This is a genomic window from Rhizobium sp. RSm-3 (assembly GCF_001854685.1).
GTDB lineage: Bacteria > Pseudomonadota > Alphaproteobacteria > Rhizobiales > Rhizobiaceae > Rhizobium > Rhizobium ecuadorense.
In genome coordinates this window covers 227,987-244,637 of the sequence record NZ_MAWZ01000003.1, presented here as the reverse complement: position 1 = coordinate 244,637, position 16,651 = coordinate 227,987, and the positions used below count along the sequence as shown (strand labels likewise).

Annotated in this window: 12 protein-coding genes; 4 read left to right on the top strand and 8 right to left on the bottom strand. The window is 63.4% G+C overall.

Annotation, left to right across the window (positions count from 1 at the left end):
• Positions 1-157: 157 nt before the first annotated feature.
• Complete coding sequence (locus BBJ66_RS07350; RefSeq protein ID WP_071085984.1) at positions 158-553, bottom strand: helix-turn-helix domain-containing protein; 396 nt, start codon at positions 551-553, stop codon at positions 158-160.
• 352 nt (positions 554-905) lie between these two features.
• Here BBJ66_RS07350 and BBJ66_RS07345 point away from each other — a divergent pair, with 352 nt between their 5' ends.
• Positions 906-2,240, top strand: coding sequence for a glucoamylase family protein (locus BBJ66_RS07345; protein WP_071085982.1), 1,335 nt, complete (start codon positions 906-908; stop codon positions 2,238-2,240).
• 2 nt (positions 2,241-2,242) lie between these two features.
• Here BBJ66_RS07345 and BBJ66_RS07340 read toward each other — a convergent pair whose 3' ends face one another.
• From BBJ66_RS07340 to hglS, 6 genes are all read right to left on the bottom strand, one after another.
• On the bottom strand, positions 2,243-3,280 hold the full coding sequence (locus BBJ66_RS07340; protein ID WP_071085980.1) for an ABC transporter ATP-binding protein: 1,038 nt from the start codon (positions 3,278-3,280) through the stop codon (positions 2,243-2,245).
• Positions 3,277-4,944 carry an ABC transporter permease gene (locus tag BBJ66_RS07335; RefSeq protein WP_071085977.1) on the bottom strand — a complete coding sequence of 556 codons (1,668 nt, stop codon included), beginning with the start codon at positions 4,942-4,944 and terminating at the stop codon, positions 3,277-3,279. The genes BBJ66_RS07340 and BBJ66_RS07335 overlap by 4 nt, the downstream gene beginning before the upstream one ends.
• 63 nt (positions 4,945-5,007) lie before the next feature.
• Positions 5,008-6,030 carry an iron ABC transporter substrate-binding protein gene (locus BBJ66_RS07330; protein ID WP_071085993.1) on the bottom strand — a complete coding sequence of 341 codons (1,023 nt, stop codon included), beginning with the start codon at positions 6,028-6,030 and terminating at the stop codon, positions 5,008-5,010.
• A 198-nt stretch (positions 6,031-6,228) separates the two neighbouring features.
• Positions 6,229-7,767, bottom strand: coding sequence for an L-piperidine-6-carboxylate dehydrogenase (gene amaB, locus BBJ66_RS07325; RefSeq protein WP_071085976.1), 1,539 nt, complete (start codon positions 7,765-7,767; stop codon positions 6,229-6,231).
• 64 nt (positions 7,768-7,831) lie between these two features.
• Positions 7,832-9,115: an NAD(P)/FAD-dependent oxidoreductase gene (locus BBJ66_RS07320; protein ID WP_071085974.1), complete on the bottom strand. Its 1,284-nt coding sequence runs from the start codon at positions 9,113-9,115 to the stop codon at positions 7,832-7,834.
• A gap of 67 nt (positions 9,116-9,182) precedes the next feature.
• On the bottom strand, positions 9,183-10,613 hold the full coding sequence (gene hglS, locus BBJ66_RS07315; protein WP_071085972.1) for a 2-oxoadipate dioxygenase/decarboxylase HglS: 1,431 nt from the start codon (positions 10,611-10,613) through the stop codon (positions 9,183-9,185).
• An 84-nt stretch (positions 10,614-10,697) separates the two neighbouring features.
• Between hglS and BBJ66_RS07310 the strand changes: the two genes are divergently transcribed.
• The 3 genes from BBJ66_RS07310 to BBJ66_RS07300 all read left to right on the top strand — a co-directional run bounded on the left by BBJ66_RS07310 (position 10,698) and on the right by BBJ66_RS07300 (position 13,231).
• A complete protein-coding gene (locus tag BBJ66_RS07310; RefSeq protein ID WP_049733356.1) occupies positions 10,698-11,606 on the top strand; it encodes a LysR family transcriptional regulator in 909 nt (302 codons plus the stop codon).
• A 68-nt stretch (positions 11,607-11,674) separates the two neighbouring features.
• Positions 11,675-11,911 carry an Lrp/AsnC ligand binding domain-containing protein gene (locus BBJ66_RS07305; RefSeq protein WP_049733502.1) on the top strand — a complete coding sequence of 79 codons (237 nt, stop codon included), beginning with the start codon at positions 11,675-11,677 and terminating at the stop codon, positions 11,909-11,911.
• A 141-nt stretch (positions 11,912-12,052) separates the two neighbouring features.
• Positions 12,053-13,231 (top strand): glycosyltransferase family 4 protein, encoded by a 1,179-nt coding sequence (locus BBJ66_RS07300; protein WP_071085970.1) that lies wholly within the window; start codon positions 12,053-12,055, stop codon positions 13,229-13,231.
• A gap of 21 nt (positions 13,232-13,252) precedes the next feature.
• On the opposite strand, the gene BBJ66_RS07295 is transcribed toward BBJ66_RS07300, so the two are convergent.
• Positions 13,253-16,564, bottom strand: a complete 3,312-nt coding sequence (locus tag BBJ66_RS07295; RefSeq protein ID WP_071085968.1) for an oligosaccharide flippase family protein — start codon at positions 16,562-16,564, stop codon at positions 13,253-13,255.
• Positions 16,565-16,651: the final 87 nt, after the last annotated feature.

Genomic DNA, 16,651 nt, shown 5'->3' with positions numbered 1-16,651 from the left:
AGTCATCGTTCTCCAATGAGCGTGGGGGACATGGGCGATCAGGCGTTTGCCTCGTTCGCCCCAGCCCCTGAGCGGAGCCATATTCGTCTTCACCCAGGTTTCATCAATGAACACGAGGCGATCAGGATTGATCTCGCCCTGATGGCGCTTCCACCGTTCACGTTGACGGGCCAGCTTCGGCCTGTTCTGCTCGGCCGGCAGCACGGTTTTTTTTGAAGCTTTTGCCTTCACGATGGAGAAAGCGGCAGATATTGGCTGGATGGACTTTGAGGCCGCGATCCTGCAATCCCCGCGCCAGCCACTCAAGCGTCACATGCTCCGACCCATCGATCATCGACAAGACCCAGACGCGATGCTCCCCGCAGATCAACGCCCGTCGATGACCGCCCATCTTGCCCGGCTCAACACTGCCGGTACGGCGTTGGCGCTGCGCCCACTTGATCACGCTCGACGGCGCGACATTCAGCGCGGTGGCAACCGCATGACATGTCTCGCCTTGCGCCACACGCCGCATCGCCAGTTCACGCAAATCCATCGAATAAGCACGACCCATCGAACAAGCCTCCATCGCTCATTCAATCAAATCTGATTTGCGACAAAAGCGGAATCCCGATTCAACCAAGTCGCAAACCGCTCTAGTTCGCCTCGAGGCTTCGTCAGCCGGCTCCCAAAGGAGCGGGTGAAACAAGTATTGCGGGAAAATAACCCAGGCCGGTGGTGCGCGGCCCATGCTTTTTGCTGCGCTGCTTATATGACTTCTGCTAGATATTATTTCACCAATAATTATTAACGACCACTTCCGCCCATTTGTGTTCTCTTATCCCTGCGAATCAAAAAGGTTTGATTTGCCCGGGAATGGTCGCCATGTTCAAGCATGGGGCGATGCAACAGTTGGGTAGGAGCCTATGCTGCAACGGATTGAAGACATTGATGCAGCACTCGTCGACAGGCTGCAGCATTCGGCATTCAAATACTTCCTGAAATATTCCAATCCCGAAAATGGCCTGGTGGCCGATACCTCGATCGGCGGCGTGCCGGCAAGCATCGCAGCCGTCGGTTTTGCCCTTTCCTCCTATCCTGTCGGTGTCGAGCGTTGCTGGATCACCCGCAGGGAAGCAGCCGAACGCACGGTCAATACGCTGCGTTTCTTCGCCGAGGCGCGTCAGGGCGAGGAACGCCACGCCACAGGCCACCGCGGCTTCTTCTACCATTTCCTGCACATGGATACCGGCAATCGCGCCTGGAACAGCGAGCTTTCGACCATCGACACGGCGCTGCTCATCGCCGGCATCCTGACGGCAGCGCAGTATTTCGATCGCGAAGACGACGAGACGGAAGTTGAAATCCGCGAACTCGCGACCTTCATCTACGAACGCGTCGACTGGCGCTGGGCGCTGAACAAGGGCGACACCATTGCCATGGGCTGGAAGCCATCTTCCGGCTTCCTGCGCTGGCGCTATCACGGCTTCGACGAGGCGATCATCCTCTATGCGCTGGCGCTTGCCTCGCCGACGCACCCGATCCCGCAATCGTGCTACGACGCCTTCACGTCAAGCTATTCCTGGATGATGCACGGCGAGCAGCCCTATCTCTATGCCGGTCCGCTGTTCATCCATCTTTTCTCCCATGCCTGGATCGATTTCCGCGGCATTCGGGACAGACCGATGGCCGAGCGGAACTGGGATTATTTCCGCAACACCCAGGTGGTCATCAACGTCCAGCGGGATTATGCCGAGCGCAATCCCGGCCAGTTCGTCGGCTACAACAGGAATATCTGGGGTTTTTCCGCCTGCGACGGTCCGCCGCCGACACGGCGCATGCGCGGCGGCCGCCAGCCGAAGGTTCTGGGTTATGCCGCCCGCGGCGCGCCGCTCGGCCCGGATGACGGCACGATCGCGCCATGGGCAGCCCTTGCCTGCCTGCCCTACGACCGGCAGGCGGCTCTCGACGGCACCAAGGCGCTGCTGACCAGCTATCCGAACCTGCTCCTGGAAGGCGGCTTTCCCGGCGGCTTCAACCCGACTGTCAAGACCAAGCGGCCGGAAGGCTGGGTCGACGACCGTACCGTCGGCATCGACCAGGGTCTTGTGGTCATGACCATCGAGAATGAGCGCTCCGACTTCATCTGGAAGCTGATGCGGCAATCGCCGGCCATCCGCCTCGGGCTCGAGCGCGCCGGCTTTGCCGGCGGCTGGCTCGAAGGCATCGAGCCGGAAGAAGTGGTGCGCAAGTTCGGCTGAATTTAACTTTCGAAGATATGCGCCTTGCCCGCGATATCGAGGCGAACGAGATCGCCTCGTGAGGGAAGCGCGACGCTCGAGGTCTTGATCAGGATCGGCGGCAGGGCGACGCCATCGAGCGACACGGCGACGGTGCAGACCGCGCCGCCGAACTCCACCTCGACGACACGCCCGCCATAACTACGATCGCTTTCATCGGCAACGACGCGGATCTGCTCGGGCCGCAGCATGATCTCCGCCTTGCCCTGACGATTGCCTTCGACGGCGACGCGGCCGAGCGCACAGTCGGCCAGGCCGTTGCGGATGATGGCCGGAAGCAGCACGGCATCGCCGAGAAACAGGGCCGTCTCGCGGTCCCGGGGATGCAGATACAATGATTGCGGCGACCCGGCCTGGATCAACCGCCCCTCTCTCAGGACCGCGACCTGATCGGCAAAGGTCAGCGCCTCTTCCTGATCATGCGTGACGAGGACGGCGGTGATGCCGGCCGCCTGCAACACGCGCGCCACCGCCTTGCGCATGTTCTCACGCAAGCCGGTATCGAGTGCCGAGAAAGGTTCGTCGAGCAGCATCAGCCGCGGCTTGCGGCCGAGCGCGCGGGCGAGCGCCACACGCTGCTGCTGGCCGCCGGAAAGCTGGTGCGGGCGCCGCACCAGCATGCCGCGGTCGAGCTCGACCATGTCGAGCAGCTCGACGATGCGCTTCTCGCGATCCACAGCGCCCCGTTCGAAACCGAAGCCGATATTCTCGGCGACGCTCAAGTGCGGAAACAGCGCGCCGTCCTGCGAGACGATGCCGATGCCGCGCTTATGGGCCGGCACCGTCGCCGGCCCATCGGCAAGGACCTCGCCATCGAGCGTCACCTTGCCGACATCGGGTTGCTCGAAGCCGGCAATGATACGCAGCAGCGTCGTCTTGCCCGAACCGGACGGGCCGACGACGGCCGTGCGGCCGCCTGCCTGGACATCGAGCGAAATATCCTTCAGCGCCTGCACAGGGCCATAGCGCTTGCTGATGTTCTCGATCGTAAGCAGCGTCATTGGCCGGCGGTCCGTTTCGATTGGGTATAGAGCATGAGGGTAAGCGGCAGCGACAGCACCACCATCATGAAGGCATAGGGTGCGGCTGAGACATAATCGATCTCGCTGGTCAGCGACCAGAATTTCGTCGCCAGCGTATCGACGCCGTTGGGCGACAGCATCAGCGTCGCCGTCAATTCATTGGTGATGCCGAGGGCGGCCAGCGCCACGCTGGCGGCCGCTCCGGGTGCGGCAAGCCGCATGGTGATCTGCCGCACCGCCTGGCCGGGGGTGCGGCCGAGGCCCATCGCGGCGCGTTCCAGCTCCACCGGCGCCTGGGCGATGCTGGCGCGCAGCCCGACCATGGCGCGCGGCAGGAAAAGCATCACATAGGCGACGAGCAGGGTTGCGAAGGTCTGATAGAGCGGCAGCACGAGACGCACGGTGATCGTCACCAGCGCCAGCGCCACGACGACGCCAGGCAGCGAGCCGACATAATAATGGCAGGCTTCGAGCACGCGCTGGAAGCGGCCGGGCGCGCGCACGGAAAGCCATGCCATCGGCGCTGCGGCAATCGTCGCCAGCACGCCGCCGACAATGGCAAGCACGATCGTCTGCAGGAAGGCGCTGCCGACCTCGATGCGCCAGATCTCGGCGCCGCCGAGATAGAGCCAGCGGCCAAGCGTCACCAGCGGCACGCCGAGTGTCAGCACCGCCAGGAGGACGGGCAGCAGAACGGCCGGCACCACGAACCAGCCGAGCCGCCGGCGATCCGCCGGGCGGGGCGAGCCGGAGCCGACGCGGGCATAACGTTCGTTGCCGCGCACCAGCACCTCGAAGCCGAGCAGAAAAAGACAGCAGGCGACGAGCACGCCGCCGAGCATGTTGGAGGCAGGGCTGTTGTAGGAAGACTGGAACTGGTCGACGATCGCCGTCGCGAACGTGTCGAAGCGGATCATCACGAACAGGCCGTATTCCGACAGCAGATGCAGCCCGATCAGCAGCGAGCCGCCGCAGATGGCGAGCCGGAGCTGCGGCAGCACCGCCCGGAAGAAGACCCGCCAGGGATTGAGGCCGAGCGAGGCCGCCGCATCCTCGATCGCCGGATCGAGACGGCGCAAGGCGGCGGCGACCGGCAGGTAGAGGAAGGGATAATAGGCGATCACCGAGATGAAGACGCCGCTCTGCAGGCCGCGCATGCCGGGGAGGAGGCTGACCCAGGCATAGCTGTGCACGAAGGCGGGCACAGCGAGTGGGGCGATCGCAAGCCAGGCCCAGAACCGCGCGAAAGGAATGTCCGTCCGCTCGGTCAGCCAGGCAAGGGTCACGGCAAGGGCGATCGACAGCGGAATGGTGATCGATTCCAGCAGGACCGTATTGACGAGCAGTTCGCCGACGCGCGGCCTGAAGACCAGGGTCTTCACCGTTTCCCAGCCGACGTCATAGGTGACCCAGCCGATGAAGCCGAGCGGCACGAGACTGAAGATTGCGACGACGGTGGCCAGCAGCACCACGGAAGCATGCGGCATGCGCCCGCGCGGCAAAACTCTGTGCGCGGCCCTCGGCGTCACCGGCGCCTCGTTGCCGGATGCGAGCAATCTGTTGTCCTGCAGCAAGGCCCATGCCTTCATACGCCGAAAAAGGAAGGCAACCGCCTTTAACGGGCGGTTGCCGGATATCGTCATGCCCTAAGGTTTTCTTGAGCCAAAAGCAATAGTTTTGGCCGCTGCAAGCCTGCGGCAGAAAGGTTAGATCAGGCCGGCGGCCGTCATCAGCTCGACAACCTTCTTGCTGTCCAGCGTCGAAGCTTCGACTTTCGGCGCGTTGAGATCGGCAAGCGGCGTGAGCTTGTCGTTGGAAGCGGCGTCCTTGCCGATGGCATATTCGTAGGAGGTGCCGTCCTTCAGAACGGCCTGGCCGGCCTTGCCGGTAATGAACTTCAGGAAAGCCTGAGCGTCCTTCATATGCTGGGTGGACTTCAGGACGCCGCCGCCCGAGACGCTGACGAAAGCGCCCGGATCCTGGTTCTTGAAGTAGTGCAGGCCGACATTCTTGCTGTTCTCGCCTGTTTTGGCCTGATCGCCGAACCAATAATAGTGATAGATGACAGCGCCTTCGACTTCCCCTGCATTGACGGCCTTCATGGCGACGCTGTTGCCCTTGTAGGGGGTGGCATTGTCCTTGAGGCCTTTCAGCCATGCCTTGGTAGCGTCTTCGCCCTTGAGCTGCAGCAGCGCCGCGACGATGGCCTGGAAATCGGCGCCGGCGGGAGCCGCACCCCAGCGACCCTTCCAGGCCGGATCTGCGAGATCGAGCATCGACTTCGGCAGCTTGTCTTCGGTGAGCTTGGTCTTGTCATAGGCAAAGACGGTGGTGCGGGCGGCGATGCCGGTCCACATGCCGTCGGCCGGACGATACTGATCCGGCACCTGGTCCAGCGTGTCCTTTTCGATGGGGGCGAAGAGGCCGGCGCCATCGACCAGCGCCATGGCCGGCGAATTCTCGGTCAGGAAGACGTCGGCCGGCGAGGCATCGCCTTCCTGGATGAGCTGGTTGGCGAACTGCATGTCGCTGCCCTGGCGCATGGTGACCTTGATGCCGGTCTCCTTGGTGAAGGCATCGATCCATTCGCGGCCCAGGCTTTCGTGCTGGGCATTGTAGACGACGAGACCTTCATCCTGCGCATTGGCGCTGCCTGCGAGCGTGGTGGCGGAGAAAAGCGAAGCGGTAAAGGCAAGCGCAAGGGAAAAACGGTTAAGTGCAATGGTCATGATGGCCTCCGTGGCGATGTCACCCGAGGTCTCCAAGGGCGATGAGAGGCGTATATTTTTCCTGACTGAAGATTTCAAGTTTGGCTTGGCCGGAAATGCCATCACAATATCTTGACTAAATATTTCATATTACGGGGGAATAAATCTGGATTTGGCCAAAAAGGCGACGCTCTCGAGCGTCGCCTTTTTGGGGGTCGCTTATTCGACGTCGAACTTGACGCCCTGGGCAAGCGGCAGGGTCCTGCCGTAGTTGATCGTGTTGGTGGAGCGGCGCATATAGGCCTTCCAGGCATCCGAGCCGGATTCGCGGCCGCCGCCGGTCTCCTTCTCACCGCCGAAAGCGCCGCCGATTTCGGCACCCGACGGCCCGAGATTGACGTTGGCGATGCCGCAATCCGAACCGCTGGCGGAGACGAAGGTTTCGGCCTCGCGCATGTCGTTGGTGAAGATCGACGACGACAGCCCCTGCGGCACAGCATTGTGCAGGGCCAGCACCGCGTCGAAATCGCTGTATTTCATCACGTAGAGGATCGGCGCGAAGGTCTCGTGTTCGACCGGGCCGGTCTGCGCAGGCATTTCGACCAGTGCCGGGCGAACGTAGAAGGCATCGGTCAAACCGTTGCCGACGCGCTCGCCGCCGGTCACCTTGCCGCCGGCCGAAGCCGCCTCGCCGAGTGCTGCCTGCATCTTGTCGAAGGCCTGGCCGTCGATCAGCGGGCCGACAAGCGTGCCGGTTTCGAGCGGATTGCCGATGGTGACGGAGCCGTAAGCCTTTTGCAGGCGCGGCACCAGCTGGTCGTAGACGCTGTCATGCACGAAGAGACGGCGCAGCGTCGTGCAGCGCTGGCCGGCCGTGCCCATGGCGGAGAAGGCAACGCCGCGCAGCGTCAGGTCGAGATCGGCGCTCGGGCAGACGATCGCCGCATTGTTGCCGCCGAGCTCAAGGATCGCGCGGGCAAAACGCTGCGACAGGCGCGGGCCGACGGCGCGGCCCATGGCGGTCGAGCCCGTGGCGGATACGAGCGGGATCTTCGGATGATCGACCAGCACTTCGCCGACCTCGCGGCCGCCGATGATCAGCGTCGACAGATTGGCCGGCGCGATACCGCCCTCGGCGATAAAGCGCTTCAGCGCCTTTTCGAACAGCGCCTGCACGGCAAGCGCGGTCAACGGCGTCTTTTCCGAGGGCTTCCAGACGGTGGAATTGCCGCAGACCATGGCCAGTGCCGCATTCCATGACCAGACGGCGACGGGGAAATTGAAGGCGGAGATGATGCCGACGACGCCGAGCGGATGCCAGCTTTCCATCATCCGGTGCTCGGAGCGCTCGGTGGCGATCGTCAGGCCGTAGAGCTGGCGGGAAAGACCGACGGCGAAATCGCAGATATCGATCATCTCCTGCACTTCGCCGAGGCCTTCCGAAGTGATCTTGCCGACCTCGATCGACACCAGACGGCCAAGCGCCGTCTTTGCCGCACGCAGTTCCTCGCCGAGCAGGCGAACCAGCTCACCGCGCTTCGGCGCCGGCACGGAACGCCATTCGAGGAAGGCCTTATGCGCCTCTTCGATCGCCGCCTTGGTCTCGGCAACGGTGTGCTCCCGGAGCCTGCCGATTTCCTTGCCCGTCACCGGCGAGGAGACGGAAAGCGTGCCGCCGTGATAGCGGCCGGCATCGACGCCGAGTTCGGCAAGCAGCTTGGCGGTTTCGGTTGCGAGATCGAGGACGGCGATAGTCATTGTCGTGGTTCCAATCTTGTTATCTCAGAAGCGAGTTTCGCTTCCCGGAAGCGTTTCCCGCTTCTCAGAAGCGGGCATCGGCGAAATGGGCGACCTGAGCGCCGGCTTCGTACCATAATTCCTTGAGCGCACGGAAGCTCGGCTCGGTCGGTGAGGTCAGCGGCAGCGGCAGATCGGCTTCCGAAAGCCGGCCGAGAATGTGCTCGGCGAGCGTCCGGCCGAAGACCGTGCCGGGGGCGATGCCGCGGCCATTGTAACCCGAAAAGCCGATCACGCCGGGCGCGAATTTGTGAAAGCGCGGCAGCGCATTGTCAGTCATGCCGATCTGGCCATACCATTCGCATTCGAATTCGACATCGCCGATGACGGGGAAGAGCCGCTTCAAGGCGCGCTTGGCCCAGCCCTTGTGCACGGCAAGCCCGGTATTGCGCAACGCCCCGACACTGCCGAACACGAGACGTCCGGCCTGGTCCATGCGGAAGGAGGAAAGGATGTCCTTGGTATCCCATGCACCTTCCCGTCCCGGCAGGATCGACTGGCGCAGATTATGGCCGAGCGGCACGGTGGCGAAGTTGAAATAAGGCAGATAGACCTGTTCGTTGCGCACCTGCTCGAAAGGGCCGGTGCTGTAGGCATCGGTCGCGACGATGATCCAGTCCGCGCTGACCGCGCCGTTTTCCGTCTTCACGGTCCAGCGGTTGCCGTTGCGTTCCGTTGCGATGACGGGGCTCGACGTGTGGATGGCAACGCCCGCCTTGACGGCGGCATGGGCAAGGCCGCGCACATAGGCGAGCGGCTGCAGCGTGCCGGCGCGCATGTCGAGCAGCGAACCGGTATAGGCGTCGCTGCCGACGCGTTTGGCCGTTTCCGCCGCATCGAGCAGCGTCACGGGCGCGCCGCGCGCAGCCCATTGCGCCGCGCGCGCTTCGATCTCCTTCAGCCCGTCGGCGCCGACCGCGCAATGCAGCGTGCCGTTGCGTTCGAGTTCGCAGGCGATCCCGTGCCTATCGATCAGCTCCATGACCAGCTTCGGCGCATTGCCGAGCATCTCGAGCAGGCGTTCGCCATGCACCGGACCGAGCACGCCGGGCAGGTCGTCGGGCATCACCCACATGCCGGCATTGATCAGGCCGACATTGCGCCCCGCGCCGCCGAAACCGATCTCCTTCGCCTCCAGCAGCACCACCTTCGATCCGGCTTCGGCAAGATACAGGGCGGAGGAAAGACCGGTATAGCCGCCGCCGACGATGACGACGTCGGCCGACACCGCGCCTGCGAGCGGCGAGGTCGCCGGCGGTTCGGCTGCGGTCTTTTCCCAGAGGCCGTGGGAGCGCGGATCATTCAGCATGGTTTAGTCCGATCGGGTCGAAATTGCGCTACTCTAACCTAGAAAGCCAAGTGTTGAAGCCGGCATTTCATGCAACGGTCTTCAGCTGCGGGCCCGCAAGGCCGAGCGCTTCCAGGGCCGCATCCAGCGAGGCGGCCTGGCGCTCGGCATAAAGCGCCAGCTCGTCCTGCACGCTGGCGCCGAGCGCCGCCTCGAAGGCATCGCGATTCGAGTGCGTCGCGTAGTTCTGCTGCTGATCGGTGCCGAGGTTCGACTGGAAGATGCCGGCCGCGCTGACGGGCAGGAAGTCTTCGTAGACGATCGGCGAGAAGGCGAGGTAACCCTTGGCGATCAGCGCTTCGGGATCACCGGGCAGCGAGGCCCCGACCGCCGCGGCAATGCCTGCCGGCGTGGTGAAATAATGAAAGAAGGCCAGATCCTGCCTGCGCAGCTCGTCCCAGCTGTCCGGCAGCGCCTTGAAGCGCCCGGCAAGTTCCTGGTCGTAGGCGCCGGCCTTGGCGCCGCCGGCGCCGACCTGCACTTCGCCGCGCACCGAGGCGAGCAGCCGGTCGTAGAGCGCCCGGCCCTTGGCCGTCAGCGCCACGCCGCGCTGTTCGATCTCGCCGAAGCGGGCGGTGTGCGTTCCCTGAACCGCGGCCTCGTCACCGGCAAAGATAATCGTCTCTTCAAGTGCCTTGAAGCTCGTCTGCCGCAGCAGGATATCACACTGACGGGGCGGCGGCCCTTCGATGACCGCCTTCGGCGTGATACCGCGCTCCGGCATGCGGGCCTGGACCGCGTCGATATCGAGCGTGCGCGGCGTCAGATGGTTGATGTGCGGCCCCTTGAAGCTGACGACGTCGGCAATCAGCCGGTGCGCATCGTGCAGGCGCTTGTAGGTCTCGGCGCTGACCGTCGCCTCGCCGTGCCAGCGAAAGGTTTCCAGCGCCTCGGCGACGAATTCCGTTGCTTCCGCTTCCGTCAGGCCGCCATTCTGTTCGTGGCGCTCGATCAGCGCGACGGCGCGCGGCGTATAGATGCGCCGCTTTGCCAGAATGGCCTCGGCTTCGCCGCGCAGTCCTTCGTCCTCGATCAGCTCCAAGCGCAGCAGCGAGGTGAAGACGCGGAACGGATTGACGTTGAGTGCGGCCTCGTCGATCGGCCGGAAGCAGGTGGAATGAACAGGCACGCCGGCGACCGAGAGATCGTAATAGCCGACCGCCTCCATGCCCATGACGGCAAACAGCCGGCGGATGGTGAAAAGCTCATCCGCCGTGCCGAGCCGGATGGCACCGTGGCGCTCAACATCGATCCGCTCCAGCTCGCCGGCACGGGCAAGCCGCTCACGCAGTTCGGGGTCGTTTTCCAGGCAGCCGGCATTAACCTCCGCCACGAGTTCGATCAGCGTGCCGTATTGGGGCACCTCCGTCCGGTACATCTGCGACATCGCTTCGGTGAAAAGCGAGCGAATGCGGTCTGTGGAAACGAAGGCTTGCGGCATCTGAGAACTCCGGCTCATTCCGTCTTTGCAGGATGAGGCTCTTTACAACTACCATAAAGGCGGAAATATCGACATTTTGGAAATAGCTCATTCTGAAATGGAATGAACATGTTCGCTTCAAGGCGTTTTCTGCCGTCGATTTCGCATCTCGCCGCTTTCGAGGCGGTTGCCCGCACCGGCAGCGTCACGGCGGCCGCGCGTGAACTCGATCTGACGCAGAGCGCCGTCAGCCGCCAGGTGAGCGCACTGGAGGAGCAGCTCGGTGTCGAGCTCTTCCTGCGCGAACGCCAGACCATGCGGCTGACGCTTGCCGGCGACAGTTATGCCCGCGAGATCCGCGAGGCGCTGCGGCGCATATCGAGCGCTTCGCTCAACCTGCGCGCCAATCCGCATGGCGGCACGCTCAATCTCGCCATCCTGCCGACCTTCGGCACGCGCTGGCTGGCGCCGCGCCTCGGGCGCTTCCTCGCCGCCAATCCCGGCGTGACGATCAATCTGGTGACCCGGCTTTCACCTTTCGATTTCCGCCTCGATTCGATCGACGCCGCCATCCATTTCGGCCATCCGCACTGGCCGGGCGCCGAACTGACCTTTCTGATGTCGGAGCGCACGGTGCCGGCCTGCAGCTCCGATTTTCTCAAGCGATACGCGATCGCCAAGCCGCAGGATCTGCTGTCCGTTCCGCTTCTGCATCTGACCACCCGGCCCGACGCCTGGGAGCAATGGTTCGCCAGCAACGGCGTTTCCTTCGAAAACGTGCATGGCATGCTCTTCGACCAGTTCGCCACCGCCGCACAGGCTGCCATCGCCGGCCTTGGCATCGCCCTCCTGCCGACATTCCTCATGCAGGAAGAGCTCAGGCGCGGCGATCTCGTCGCCGCCGTCGACCGCGAAATGGAAAGCCGCGAGCGCTATTATCTCGCTTTTCCGCCCGAGCGCGCCGACTATGCGCCGCTTGCCGCCTTTCGCGACTGGATCGTCGCGGAGGCCGCCGCCGACCCGGCCGCGTGACGAACGGCTTGCATCGGCATGGCGCTTTCGACCATTATATCAGCCAAACAACCTTCGCAGGAAATCCCATGAAGCCGATCTTCGTCCAGCTCCAATGCGCCCCCGGCCAGACCTATGAGGTCGCCGACGCCATCTATCAGTCCGAACTGGTCTCGGAGCTCTATTCCACCAGCGGCGACTACGACCTGCTGCTGAAGGTCTATATCGAGGAAGGCCAGGATATCGGCAAATTCATCAACGACAACATCGCCAATATACCCGGTATCGTCCGCTCGCTGACGACGCTCACTTTCAAGGCGTTCTGAACCCGTCAGATACGATTAACCCTTTTATCGAAGAATCGGGTCTCGGGATGCCGCTGAAACCGCGGCTTAACGCCTGAGATAACTGGTCGTTGCTATAACAGTCCCGCCTCGGCATGAGGCGCGTGCAGCGATAGGTGGAAAATGGCGATCGTCGAGGCAGACAGGGTGCGCTGGAAGTCGCAGCCGGAAACGGCGCCGCTGATCGTCCATGTCGTGCGCCAGTTCCTGCCCAACCGCGGCGGCCTGGAAGACGTGGTCGCCAATCTCAGCCGCCAGACCCTGCGGCGCGGTTTTCGCGTTCGCGTGGTCACGCTCAATTCGCTCTTCACCGCGCCTGAGGACAAGCTGCCGCCGCGCGAAAACATCGATGGCATCGAGGTGGTGCGCATTCCCTGGTCCGGCAGCAGCCGCTATCCGCTGGCGCCCGAGGTTTTCCGCCATCTTGGCGATGCCGATCTCGTCCATGTCCACGCCATCGACTTCTTCTTCGACGCGCTCGCCTGGGGCCGGCTGCTGCATCGCAAGCCGATGATCGTCACCACCCATGGCGGCTTCTTCCACACCAGGAAATACGCCGCGATCAAGAAGATCTGGTTCCGGACGCTGACCCGCGCTTCGGCACTCGCTTATCGGCGCGTCGTCTGCTGCAGCGCCTCCGACCTCAAGCAGTTTTCCGAAATCGCACCCGACAGCCGACTGATCGAAAACGGCGCCGATATCGGCAAGTTCGCCGACACCGCTTCGCGCCGGGCAAGGCGCCGCATCGTCACCATCGGCCGCTTCTCGGTGAACAAGCGGCTGGACCATCTGCTCGATGCGATGGCCGTGCTGAAGACCCGTGACGCGGAATGGCATCTCGACGTCGTCGGGGCCGAATCCGACCTGAACCGGGCCGATGTCGAAGCCGCGATCGAAGGCCGCAACCTTTCCGGCCGCGTCACCCTGCACGTCTCGCCCGACAACGGCGCCATCCGGCGGATCATCACGGATGCCTCGCTCTTTGCCTCCGCCTCGGAATATGAAGGTTTTGGCCTGGTGGCGCTGGAGGCGATGAGCGCCGGCCTGCTGCCGGTGCTGAACGACAACGATGCCTTTACCACGCTTGCCGACCGACACCCCGTCATCACGCTTGCCGATTTCACCAATCCCGAGACTGCCGCGACCGCGATCGAAGCGGCCTATGAAACGCTCGCACGCCAACCGGACGCCGTTCGCGCCGAGCTTCTCGATGCCGCGCGCGGTTATTCCTGGGATATCGTCGCCGGGCGCTATATCGATCTCTATCGGTCGCTTGATATCGTCACCGCCGACAGGACCTGACCCTGCCGGCCTGAAATCCCCTTACGCTCTCGCCAGACGGATGATCTCGTCGAGCACGAATTTGCGCGATTGCGGCGGTGTGAGATTGTGGTCGGCATCCGGCAGCATCAGCAGCCGAACGTTCGGATAGCGGGAAAGCTTGGCCCCGCGCGGCCCGAAATGGAAATAGACGTGGTCGAGCCCGACATCGCCCTCGCTGTAGATCAGCGTCAGCGGCACTTTGCGCTTGCCGAACAGCGCGAAGGAATGCCGGACTTCTCGGGCGATATGGCGCCGGTCGGGCAGCAGCTCGAGCAGCGGCGCGATCCACGGCGACAGCCGCCGGCCGCCGGCGATGACGATATTCTGCAGTGCCGACACCACATCCACCTGACCGCTGATGAGCCGCTTCAGCGTATCCACCCGCGCCAGACGCTGACCGTAATCATCGAGGCTGCGGGGAACCGAGACGACATGCTCCTTGCGCACCGGTATCTCCGGGTCCCAGTAGTAGACGAAGGGATTGATCGAGACGACGGCCTTCAACCGCTCGTCGGCGACGCCGGCGCGGAAAGCGACATAACCGCCGCTGCAGCGGCCGGCCACCATGATCGGGCCCGCGACGACGCTTTCGAGCAGATCGAGGGCGGCGACCGCATCCTCGGTCTGCGTGCTGGAATAGAGCACCTGTTCCGGCGCATCCGGCCGCGGCGGGCTGTCGCCGACATTGGCGGAATCGAAGCGCAGCGAAACGACGCCCTGGCGGGCAAGCTCGCGCGCCATATCGACCGTCGTCCGTCCCCAGCCGGCATGCCGGTCATAGGCGGTCGACAGGAAGAGCACGGCATTGCCCTCGATCGCGCCGAGCGGCCGGCTGACGACGCCGACCAGATGGTCGTGGCTGCCGAAACGCACCGGCGTTTCCGCAAAACCCTCGCCGGCAAGCAGCGCGTTTTCGACCGTTGTCGGCGAATGCGCGCCGGATGTCTCCGTCGTCGCCCGCTCCAACCACGTCTTCAGCAACTCGACGACACCAGCTGGCGTCTTGGCAAACAGCGGATTGGTGGCGAGCTCGTCATAACCTTCGAAAACCGTCTGCTCGACGTCGGCACCGAGCGCCGTCAGCGCATCGGCAAAGCCGGTATCGTCGGCCTTGGCGGGACGTTCGAGGATCAGATAACGCGGTGATGCAAGCCCCTGCGGCGCGGCGATGTTGAGCTTGCCGAGTTCGGCGGCGATCTCTTCGGGCATGACGAGCCCGGCGATCTGCACCTTCGCGGTCTGGAGATGTTCCTTGCCGAGGCCAAGATCGGCATCGATGATCTTGGACCACATGTTGAGTTCGCGCAGATAGGCCCGGCCGCTCAGCACCGGCGCCAGCATGACGAGGCTATCGACGCCGTCGATCGAGGCGCCGATGCGATGGGCAAGCGTTGCGCCAAGGCCCTGTCCGATGAGGATGATGCGGTCGCAGCCGGAGAGCGACTTCAGCTTGTCGGCGGCCGCTCGGATCGAATTTTCCCAGGTTTCCAGCCTTGCCGGCAGCGGGCCGAAATCAAGCGCATCGCCGGTACCGCGATAATCGAAGCGCAGGCTCGCCACGCCGATATCCGAAAAATGCTCGGCGGCGACGCGGAAGAATTTGCGGCTGCACATCTCCTCGAAGCCCCAGGGGCTGACGAAGAGCACGGCGGCCGAACGTTTCCGGACCGCGGGATTTTCAGGCATGAACAGGCCGATCGTGCCGTCGAAGACGACAGGCAGGGCAGCGCTGCGGCCGGCACCCTCGGCCGGTTCGAGCGAGAATTCACCGGGCGCGACCTTGGCGCGGTCGGGGTCTCCAGGAAGCCGCGGCGCAATGAAATTGATCGCGTACCCCATTGGGCGCTGCAGCACGCGCGGCATCTTATCGAGAATGGAACGCATGACCTCGACATCTTCGGCCGGCATGACGCGCAGCACGCGAAGTGCCGCGAAATAGCAGAATGTGCCGGCAAGGATTGCAACGACGAGGCCGACCGGACCCCGGATGAATTCCAGCGCCGAAATCGCCCCGCAGGCACAGAGCACGGCGGCGAGCGTCACCTTCGTCAGGCTCGTATAGAGGCCCGAAAGCTGGGATCCGAATCCTGTCTGCCTGATCATCATCACCGACATCGCAACGAAGACGAGGATGCGCACGAGTGCGGCACCCTCGGCGGCAAGCCTAGGTATGATCAGTAAACAACCGACTACCATCAGAAGGCCACCTATCACACTGATGTTCAGGCGGGAGCGCGCCCTGTCCATTGACAGGAGGTAGAGGCTGAGGATCTGCATGAAGGTATAGGCTGGCGCCACCAGCGCCAGCAGCGCCACCACCGTGCCGCTGCGGCGAAACGCTTCGCCGAACACCACGAGCACCAGTTCGCTGGAGATCGCCGCAAGCCCGAGGCTCATCGGCAAGACGATATAGGCCATGCTGCGGGTGACGGCGGCGAAGACCTCGACCGGCAAGGTCGAATCATCGCTGTTATGCCGCCGCTCGGAATAATAGGGCAGCAGGCTGCCGGTCATCTGGATCGGAAGCTGCAATGCGATATTGGCGATCGACAGGCCGACGGCGTAGTAACCGACCATCTCCACCGACCAGAACTGCTGCAGGAAGAGCAACTCGAGCCGATTGAGGAAGATGGAATCGATGATGAACTGGATCGACAGGATGACGGAAGAGGAGGCGAGGGCTTTCAGCGAGACCCCGCACCAGTCGCGCCGCGCAAGCAGGATCGGCAGCGTGGCAAAGAACAGCACGAGCTGGCCGAGCGCATAACCGACGAGAACGCCTTCGACGCCGTAGAAAACGGCGCCGGCGGCAACACCGGCAAGCTGCAAAATCGAGACGGCCACCGTCAGCCGGAAGAAGGCGCCGAGCTTCTTTTCGCCGATCAGGTAGAATTTGACGAAGGATCCGATCGCCTGGACGAAGAACAGCACGCCGGTGACCAGAGCGACGGACGGCGCGGTATCGGCCCAGTGCATCTCCTCCGACGTCAGGAAGAACAGGGCGTAGAGCGCCAGCAGCACGACGGTTGAAAACATCATGAAGCTAACGAGGATGGCGGCAAAGCCCCGCCGGCGGCGCATATCGTAACCTTCCGCCGAAAGCTGCGGCAAGGTCTTCAACAGCGTGATGCTGGAGCCGAGTTCGGCGATCGAGGCGCCCGTGACCACCAGCCACAGCGAGAAGGCGACGATACCGTTGGCCTCCGGCCCGAGCAGCCGCGCGGTTATGATCGATGACACGAAACCCGTCAGCAGCAGCAGCATGCCGGCCGCCGCATTCATCACCGAATTTGCGATAATACCCTTCGACATCCGTCCATCCGCCAGGATCGGCCGTCAGGCCGAAATACCCGTCATCTCTAATGCAAAAATATTAAAATAAAGCGGAGTGGCGACCTC